Below are 8,106 nucleotides of genomic sequence, written 5' to 3'. Positions count from 1 at the left end.
GTGCCCGCTGGCCGAGGGGTGCCGGGCCTTCCACGCGGTGAGGACCGGGCGGATCAGGTCCCACGCCTCATCGGACAGGTCACTGGGGTACGGCTTGCGTTCTGCCATGTCTTCCAGCAGAACGCGCCAGCCGGCGAACGCAAGACGATCAACTCCGCACCCCAGAGATCAACTCAAGCTGAGACCCGGCGAAAGCGTGCAGAACGCCCACTCACAGATGTCCCACAGAGTCTGGCCCGCCAGGCGGAGGCTGCTGGGGGGACGTCCACAAGATGCCCGGTGGGTGTCCAGTCGTGAGGGGAGGTTGATCTACGGGGAGCACCGGGCGACGCGTTAGCGAAGCAGGCCGAGGTAGCGCGAGAGGGTGTGCTCGACCTGGGCCATGTCATCGCGGGAGAGGTAGTCCACGAGTTCACCCGCGACATAGGCGCTGTCGATGGTCCGGATCTGGTCGATCAGGATCCTGGTCGACCGTCCCGCAATGATCACCTCTGGTCTGAAGGTGGATGCCTGCGCGCTGGTCGACGTGGGAGCGATCGTGACCGTGGACCACGTGTTCTGTTCCATGCTCAGGACGAGGCCGAGCCGACGCCCCCGCTGTTCATGCCCGCGCTTGGCGTCGCCGAGGTCGACCGGGTATACCGCCCCGCGGATCAGGGCTGGTCCTGGGACCTGGCTGGTACCGCGAGGTTCGTACCTGTGATCACAATATTGCCGTTGGTGTCATACCCCCACGCGTCGGGCTCGGCGGACAGGTCCTCGTTCCGCAGCCGGTGCATGTCCTCGCGGGCGCGCGTCTCCCACGCCTCCCGGTCCAGCAGCCGCAGGGCACGCCGGATGACGTCGCTGGTCTTCTCGTCCTGACGGCGGTTGGCCTCGACGATCCGGAGGTCCTCTTCGGTGGGACGGAACCCGACACTCATGAGGCCACCGTACAACAAACGTACAACAGTCGGGGTGGGTTTGGCGGACGCGCAGATCGAGGCATGTGTGTCCTGGGGGTGGTACCGATCGTGCCGGCATAGTTTCAGGCGTCTCACCAGCATCTTTAGGTAGTCCGGACGGCCCTTGGTCCGCACCCGCGTTGCACACGCCGCACGGCTCGGGCGCAGTACGCCGACTGCCGCGATCAAGGTTCCGTACGTCCGGCGCGCCGCCAGGGTCGTTTGAGCAGTTCGGGTGTGCCTGCGGTGCGTCGGAGCCGTCTTCGCAGGTCCTCGGCGGCGGCGCGGATCGCGGCGGGGTCGCTGCCGGCGAGGGCAGCGCGCAGTGTGGCGAGCCCTCGTTCGACGTCGGCGCGGGCGGCGGCTCTGGACCGGCTCCCGCGCTCGGCGAGGAGTCGTTCGGCCGCGTGGGCCAGTGACTCGGCCTGGTTGCGGGTCTCGGCCTCCTCGCGGCGTCGGCGGTCCTGGTCGAACTGCCTGCGCGCGATCGCCGTCATCCGGTCGAGGTCCTGTCGCGACAGCGCGGTGTCCGCGCCGAGTTGCGCCGACAGCTCCCGGCCGGTGCCGAGGTCCTTCGCCGAGACGTACATGTCGCCGTCGATGTCGATGGTTACCTCGATCCGCGGCACGTTGCGCCGCGCCGCGGGCAGGCCGGTGAGTTCGAACCTGTCGAGCTTCCTGTTGTGGGCCGCCATCTCGTGCTCGCCCTGGAGCACCTGGATCCGCACGGACGGCTGGTTGTCCTCGGCCGTCGTGAAGATGTCGGAGCGCTTCGTCGGGATCGTGGTGTTGCGCTCGATCAACGTGGTCATGGCGCCGCCCTCGGTCTCGACGCCCAGGGACAGCGGAATGACATCGAGGTCAAAGACGTCCCTGACCTCCCCCATCCTGATACCGGCCCGCAGCGCGGCGCCGACGGCGACGACCTCGTCGGGGTTGACGCTCTTGTTCGGCTCCTTGCCGCCGGTCAGCTCGCGCACCAGGTCGACGACGGCCGGCATCCGGGTGCAGCCGCCGATGAGCACGACGTGGTCGATTCGGCTGGCCTTGATCCCGGCGTCCTTGACGGCCTGCCGGAACGGGATCCGACAGCGGTCGATCAGATCCTGGGTCATTCGCTGGAACTCGGCCCGCGTTAGGGTCACATCCAGGTGCAGCGGGCCCTCGGCCGAGGTGGTGAGGTAGGGCAGGGTGATCGAGGTCTGGGTGGACTGCGACAGTTCGATCCTGGCCTTCTCGGCGGCCTCCCGTAGCCGCTCCAGCGCCGTCCTGTCCGTGCCGAGGTCGACGCCGTGCCGGCCCTGGAAGGTCCTGACCAGATGATCGATGATCCGCTGGTCCCAGTCGTCGCCGCCGAGGCCCGGGTCGCCCGCCGTCGAGGCCCGGGTCGCCCGCCGTCGACTTCACGTCGACCACACCGTCCCCGAGCTCCAGCACCGACACGTCCAGGGTGCCACCGCCAAGATCGAAGACCAGGATCGTCTGTTCCCGGTCTCCCTTGTCGTGGGCGTAGGCGAGGCCCGTCAGGGTGGGGCCGCTGATGAGCAGCTCGGCTCTCAGGCCGGCGATCGCCGCGGCTTCGGCCGCCGCCCGCCGCAGCGGGTAGCCGGCGGTCACGGGGACCGAGATGACGGCCGAGCCCACGGCCTCGCCGAGGTGGGCCTCGGCACCGCGAACGAGATCGGACAGCAGGAAGGCGAGGATCTGCTGCGCGAGGTACCTATCGCCGTCGATGTCGACGCTCCAGCCGGCGCCCAGGCGGCGGGTGACGGACCGGACAGTGGAGGGCGGGGTCAAACGGTCGTAGCGACGCCTCGATAGGATGATCGTGATGGCGTCGAGGACTGGCAGGGCGGATGGCGATCGTCGTGGTGGTCGCGGCTTGGTGTGCGGTGAGGTGGGTACGGCAGGTAGTGTCGCGGAGCGTGACTCTCGATCGGTGGCGGGATCAGTACGCCCAGCGTGCTCAGGGGATGATCGCGAGCGAGGTTCGGGCGTTGTTCGCGGTGGCATCCCGTCCCGAGATCGTGTCACTCGCCGGCGGCATGCCCCCGGTGGACGTCCTTCCGTTGGAGGCGGTCGCGGCGACGGTCTCGGAGCTGGTGCGCAGCCGGGGTGCGGTGGCGCTGCAGTACGGCTCGGCGCAGGGCGATCCGGGGTTGCGGGCGCGGATCTGTGACGTGATGGCGATGGAGGGCATCACCGACGCCCACCCTGACAATGTGGTGGTGACCGCCGGGTCGCAGCAGGCGCTGGATCTGCTCACCCGCGTGTTCATCGACCCGGGCGACGTGGTCGTCACCGAGGGGCCGACCTACGTGACGGCGATCAACACGTTCGCGGCCTATCAGGCGCGGATCGTGCATGTGCCGATGGATGGCGACGGCCTGTCGCCGGGCGCGCTTGCGGAGATGTTGGCGCGGCTGGCCGCGGACGGTGCCCAAGTGAAGTTGCTGTACACGGTGCCGACGTTTCAGAATCCCGGGGGGATCACGCTGACGGCGCCGCGGCGGTCCGAGGTGATCGAGCTGTGCCGCCGGGCGGGGGTGCTGGTGGTGGAGGACAACCCGTACGGGTTGCTGTCGTTCACGGGTGAGCCGGTGCGGGCGATGCGCGCCGACGCGGCGGACGACGTGGTGTATCTGGGGTCGTTCTCGAAGACGTTGGCGCCGGGGCTGCGGGTGGGGTGGGCGCTGGCTCCGCCGGCGGTGACGGCGCGGCTGGTGTTGGCGGCGGAGTCGGCGATCCTGTCGCAGTCGATGTTCACGCAGCTGGCGGTGGAGCGGTATCTGGCGACGCAGCCGTGGACGGAGCAGGTGAAGGCGTTCCGGGAGATGTACCGGGAGCGCCGCGACGCCATGCTCGACGCCCTGGACGAGGCGATGCCCGCCGGTGCGTCCTGGACTCGGCCGGACGGGGGGTTCTTCGTGTGGTTGACGCTGCCGGACGGGGTGAACACGAAGGCGATGTTGCCGCGGGCGATCGCCGCCCGGGTGGCCTATGTGCCCGGGGTCGGGTTCTACGCCGACGGGTCGGGTGGTATCAGCATGCGGTTGTCGTACTGCTACCCGTCCCCGGAGCGTATCCGGGAGGGGGTCGGTCGCCTCAGCGCGGTCGTGCGCGACGAGCTGGCCCTGCGTGACACCTTCGGTTCCCACCCCTCCCGTCCCTGATATGCCCGACACCGTGAAGGATCCGACGATGACTGATCTGGGCCGTGTGCTGATCCTCGCCGGCGGGCTGTCCCCCGAGCGGGAGGTCTCCCTGCATTCGGGGGGGAAGCTGCGCGACGCGCTGGCCCGCATCGGGGTCGAGGCCGAGCTGGCGGATGTCGACGCCGCGACGCTGCCCGCGCTGGCTGCCGACCCGCCCGACGTGGTGTTCCCGGTACTACACGGGACCTCGGGGGAGGACGGCACGATCCGCGAAGTGCTGGATCTGTACGACCTGCCCTACGTCGGCGCCCTGCCCCCGGCGTGCCGGGTGGCGTTCGACAAGGCGACAGCGAAGGCGGCGGTCGCCGCGGCGGGGGTGGCGACCCCGGCGGCGGTGACGCTGCCCCGCGAGGCCTTTCACGATCTGGGGGCCGCCGCGCTGATCGAGCGGATCGTCGCCCGCCTGGGACTGCCCGTCGTGGTCAAGCCCCGCGCGGGAGGGTCGGCGTTCGGCGTAACGCGCGTCGAGGACGCGGGTGAACTCGCTGAGGCGCTGATGAGCTGCTTCGGCTACCACGACTCGGCGCTGATCGAACAGGCCGTCGCCGGGGTCGAGATCGCCATCGGGGTCGTCGACACCGGGGAGGGGCCGGTCGCACTGCCGGCCGTCGAGATCGAGCCGAGGGCGGGGGTGTACGACTACGCGGCCCGGTACACCGCGGGTGCCACCTCGTTCTTCACCCCGGCCCGCCTCAGCGAGGAGATCCTGCGCGCCGCCGCCGAGACCGCGCTCACGGCGCACCGGGTGCTGGGCCTGCGAGACCTGTCCCGCACCGACCTGATCGTCGACGGGAACGGGGTCGCGCAGTTCCTGGAGGTGAACGTCGCCCCCGGCATGACCGACACGAGCACCTGGCCGATGGGGCTGCACGCCGCCGGTCTCGACTTCGCCGTGGTCTGCCGCGACCTCGCAGCCCACGCCTACGACCGCCGCGACGCCGCTCGCGGCTGAGCGCGGGACCGTCGTTCAGCGGCGGTACACCGAGACGTGCTTGCGGGCGGCGTTGGGGTCGTAGGCGGTGGCGTCCCAGTCGCCCCACCGGTACGCGAGTCGGAGACCCGCGGCTGCCGCCAAGGCGTCGATCTCCTCGGGCCACAGGTAGAGCATCCGACCCGGGTACATCCGGACCGGCGCACCGTCGGCCAGCACGATCTCGTGGTAGTCGAAGGTGCGGGCGGTGGGAGTGTTCGTGGCGGCGAACAGCACCACACGCTCGGTGCTGCGCTGCTTGACCACCACGGCCGAGTCGGCGGGGAACATGCCGGGATGCGCCCCGTCCGGCAGCCGCCCCGGCCGGGGCACGAACGTCTCCAGCACCAGCGATCCGCCGTCGCCGAGGGCCTTCGCGGCCTGCGCCAGGAACCGGGATTGGACGTCGCGGTCGGCGAGGAGGAAGAACGTGTTGAACACGGCATAGACCAGGGGGACCGGGTCGGCGACGGTGAAGGTCGCCGCGTCGGCTTCGACCGCGGTGACCGCAAGCCCCTCTGCCACGGCGGATCGGTGCAGTTGGCGGGTCATCTCCCCGGAAGCGTCGATCCCGACGACCGGGACCCCCGCGCGGGCCAGGGGAGCGCGACCCGGCCGGTGCCCGAGCCGACCTCGACCGCCGGGCCGTCCCCGGCGAACGCGGCGAGCACCTTGATCTGCACGGGGTCCGCGGCGAAGGTGCCGTAGAGGTCGTCGTAGGTGTCGGCGATCGCATCGCCGTACGTCGACTCCTGGTAGTGATCAGCTGGCATCGAACACCTCACCCGTCGTGGCGTTACACGCTGGTAACGTCGGCTGTACCGGTACAGGAAGAGTGATCCTATCGAGAGATCGAAAACAGTACCGGTACAGTTTGAGTGACGAGGAGTGCCGGTATGCCCAGATATGAGGAGATCGCCGCCGAGCTACGCCGGCGCCTCGACGCCGACCCCACCCCCTACCCCGTGGGCAGCCGCCTGCCCGGCCACAGCCAGCTGACCGCGGAGTTCTCCGTCGGCCGCGGCGTCCTGACCGAAGCCCTCGGCCTCTTGGCCCTCGAAGGCCGCATCCGCATCGCCGACCGCTCCGGCGCCCTCGTCCTCGACCCCACCGCACCCCCGCAGCCCGTCGACGTCGGCAGCCAGGTCCGCCGCAACGAACTCGGCTACATCTTCAACGCCGCCGCCGGCCACTGGCGACCCACTGCGCCNCCCNCCCGCCGCTGGCTGCCCGCGCCCCCACACATCGCCCGCCTCCTCGACGTCCCCATCGGTAGCGATGTGCTGGAACGCCACCGGATCGTCGGCCCCGACGGCCACCCGGTCCAGATCGCCGACTCCTACCTTCCCGCCGCGCTCGCCCGCGGCACCATCCTCGAAGCCGCCTCCACCGGACCCGGAGGTATCTACGAGCGGCTCGAACACGACTTCGGCCACGGCCCCCTCACCTGGCACCCCCGCGTCGGCGCCGCCGCGGCTACCCCCGAGCAGGCCCGCGACCTCGGCGTCTCCCGCGGCACCCCGCTGCTCGTCCTCACCCGCATCTCGATCAGCGGCACCAGCGGACGCCCCGTCGAAGTCACGATCACCTACCTCGACGGACACCGCTTCGAGGTCACCGGCCAGCCGATCACCCGCGACGACACCGCCGCCTGGCCCACCGCACCCGCCAGCGCGGAAAACCGACCAGCCGCCCTCTGAGGTGAGGATTTCCGGTGTGGGCTGGGTCGGTTGCGGGCGTGGCTGACCGCGCCGGGTGGTCGGGCCCGGCGTCACAGCGTGGCTGTTCGGTTGTGGCTATTCCTCCTGGGTGGTCAGGCGGCGGGCTGTTCGGGTTCGATGGTTACTTTCAGGCCGAGTTTCTCGAGTTGGGCGACGAGGCGTTTCTGCTGGGCTTCCGTGCTGTGCCGGCGCCGCATCCATTCAGGGCCGAGGTCCCGGTAGACGGTGTCGTCGTGGACGATGTGCCAGTAGGCGATCAGAATGTCGTGGCGGATCGCCCCCACGGCTTTCTGGACGCCACGGCGGCCCCGGATCTGGGCGTAGTGCGCGGCCAGATAGGTGTCCCGCGTGTCTGGGCGGCGGCGTGCGCCGCCTCGGTGAGCGCGGTCCGCAGCCACGTCGACCCCTGACGGCTACGACCCGACCGGGCCTTCCCACCGGAGGCGTGGTTACCCGGACAGATCCCCGCCCAGGACGCCAGATGCGCCGCGGTCGGGAAGCGGCCCATGTCCATCCCCGCCTCGGCGATCAGACACTGCGCCGTCCGCTGGGCCACCCCGGGGATCGTCATCACCCGCCCCACCAGGTCCACGAAAGAGGTACGCGCTCGTGGCAGCAGGACAGGATTCCTCAGGACCTCCGCGCCACACTGACCTACGGGCTCGCAGGCACCACAGAGGGACGACGTCGGACCGGACGGCACCAACATCCTCATCAGGGCAGGGTGCCGGCGCAAGCCGTCATGATCACTGACCTGACCTGGAAGCCCTCGGCGAGCTGCTCGTAGCGTTCACCCTTGCGGAGGTGGACGAGCACCAGGAGTGCCTGCTCGGGTGGGGGCAGCTTGCGCCAGGTCCGNCGCTGGGCGCGATCCTCGGCCAGCAGCCCCGCNAGGAAGGTCAGGGTCGACTCGGGCAGGTCGACGACACCAGGGTAGGTTAGCAACGGAAGTCCTCGGTCAAGGGCACAGTGGGGTAGACACCCTGTGATCTACCGGGGACTTCTCTATTTACGGCACCCCTCCGGCCACCGCCCGGCCAACTATCGCCGCCGCCAGATGACGGAACGACCGGAACCAGTGCCCGTTCAATTCGTCAATTGGTGATCCTCAACGGCCGAAAGAATCAGACAAACAGAGATTGAAAAGGCTCAATGATCAATCTCACTGGCGTCGGGGGGCGTGGTCCGTGTCGGTCGAAGAACTGCAGGTACGTCGCTCGTAGAAGAACTCGATCGAACCGGAGGCCCGTAAAGAC

The 8,106-nt window shown here is 69.7% G+C and carries 7 protein-coding genes and 5 pseudogenes; 3 read left to right on the top strand and 9 right to left on the bottom strand.

Features of this window, described 5'->3' with window-relative positions; genetic code table 11:
* The 4 genes and pseudogenes from BMG523DRAFT_RS23505 to BMG523DRAFT_RS23500 all read right to left on the bottom strand — a co-directional run.
* Positions 1-108, bottom strand: a pseudogene (locus tag BMG523DRAFT_RS23505) (IS5/IS1182 family transposase); the annotation flags it as partial.
* A 225-nt stretch (positions 109-333) separates the two neighbouring features.
* A complete protein-coding gene (locus tag BMG523DRAFT_RS18045) occupies positions 334-657 on the bottom strand; it encodes a type II toxin-antitoxin system PemK/MazF family toxin (RefSeq protein WP_035734471.1) in 324 nt (107 codons plus the stop codon).
* Positions 658-731: 74 nt separating this feature from the next.
* Positions 732-923: pseudogene (locus tag BMG523DRAFT_RS18040) on the bottom strand (hypothetical protein); the annotation flags it as partial.
* A 287-nt stretch (positions 924-1,210) separates the two neighbouring features.
* Positions 1,211-2,726, bottom strand: a pseudogene (locus BMG523DRAFT_RS23500) (Hsp70 family protein); the annotation flags it as partial.
* Between the two features lie 191 nt (positions 2,727-2,917).
* Here BMG523DRAFT_RS23500 and BMG523DRAFT_RS18025 point away from each other — a divergent pair.
* Both BMG523DRAFT_RS18025 and BMG523DRAFT_RS18020 read left to right on the top strand, forming a co-directional pair.
* Positions 2,918-4,117 (top strand): PLP-dependent aminotransferase family protein, encoded by a 1,200-nt coding sequence (locus BMG523DRAFT_RS18025; RefSeq protein ID WP_043591715.1) that lies wholly within the window; start codon positions 2,918-2,920, stop codon positions 4,115-4,117.
* Between the two features lie 28 nt (positions 4,118-4,145).
* A complete protein-coding gene (locus tag BMG523DRAFT_RS18020) occupies positions 4,146-5,111 on the top strand; it encodes a D-alanine--D-alanine ligase (protein ID WP_023842090.1) in 966 nt (321 codons plus the stop codon).
* A 15-nt stretch (positions 5,112-5,126) separates the two neighbouring features.
* Here the strand turns inward: BMG523DRAFT_RS18020 and BMG523DRAFT_RS18015 are convergent, their stop codons facing one another.
* Both BMG523DRAFT_RS18015 and BMG523DRAFT_RS25985 read right to left on the bottom strand, forming a co-directional pair.
* Positions 5,127-5,681: a hypothetical protein gene (locus BMG523DRAFT_RS18015; protein WP_023842091.1), complete on the bottom strand. Its 555-nt coding sequence runs from the start codon at positions 5,679-5,681 to the stop codon at positions 5,127-5,129.
* Complete coding sequence (locus BMG523DRAFT_RS25985; RefSeq protein ID WP_023842092.1) at positions 5,678-5,902, bottom strand: hypothetical protein; 225 nt, start codon at positions 5,900-5,902, stop codon at positions 5,678-5,680. The genes BMG523DRAFT_RS18015 and BMG523DRAFT_RS25985 overlap by 4 nt, the downstream gene beginning before the upstream one ends.
* A gap of 123 nt (positions 5,903-6,025) precedes the next feature.
* Here BMG523DRAFT_RS25985 and BMG523DRAFT_RS18010 point away from each other — a divergent pair, with 123 nt between their 5' ends.
* Positions 6,026-6,829 (top strand): GntR family transcriptional regulator, encoded by an 804-nt coding sequence (locus BMG523DRAFT_RS18010; protein ID WP_051623933.1) that lies wholly within the window; start codon positions 6,026-6,028, stop codon positions 6,827-6,829.
* 113 nt (positions 6,830-6,942) lie between these two features.
* Here BMG523DRAFT_RS18010 and BMG523DRAFT_RS26650 read toward each other — a convergent pair whose 3' ends face one another.
* The 3 genes and pseudogenes from BMG523DRAFT_RS26650 to BMG523DRAFT_RS18000 form a co-directional block, all read right to left on the bottom strand.
* A complete protein-coding gene (locus BMG523DRAFT_RS26650; RefSeq protein WP_235463215.1) occupies positions 6,943-7,248 on the bottom strand; it encodes a hypothetical protein in 306 nt (101 codons plus the stop codon).
* Positions 7,249-7,256: 8 nt separating this feature from the next.
* A pseudogene (locus BMG523DRAFT_RS26645) lies at positions 7,257-7,421 on the bottom strand (IS110 family transposase); the annotation flags it as partial.
* 185 nt (positions 7,422-7,606) lie between these two features.
* Positions 7,607-7,768, bottom strand: a pseudogene (locus BMG523DRAFT_RS18000) (transposase family protein); the annotation flags it as partial.
* Between the last annotated feature and the right edge of the window lie 338 nt (positions 7,769-8,106).

Source organism: Frankia sp. BMG5.23 (assembly GCF_000685765.2).
In the GTDB taxonomy this organism is placed as follows: Bacteria; Actinomycetota; Actinomycetes; order Frankiales; family Frankiaceae; genus Frankia; species Frankia casuarinae.
The sequence above is the reverse complement of the archived record's forward strand: the minus strand, read 5'-3'. Positions and strand labels throughout refer to the sequence as shown.

Coding starts and splice junctions, on each gene's coding strand:
- BMG523DRAFT_RS18020 (WP_023842090.1), top strand. CDS start 4,146: ATGACTGATCTGGGCCGTGTGCTGATCCTCGCCGGCGGGCTGTCCCCC.
- BMG523DRAFT_RS18015 (WP_023842091.1), bottom strand. CDS start 5,681: ATGACCCGCCAACTGCACCGATCCGCCGTGGCAGAGGGGCTTGCGGTC.
- BMG523DRAFT_RS18025 (WP_043591715.1), top strand. CDS start 2,918: ATGATCGCGAGCGAGGTTCGGGCGTTGTTCGCGGTGGCATCCCGTCCC.
- BMG523DRAFT_RS25985 (WP_023842092.1), bottom strand. CDS start 5,902: ATGCCAGCTGATCACTACCAGGAGTCGACGTACGGCGATGCGATCGCC.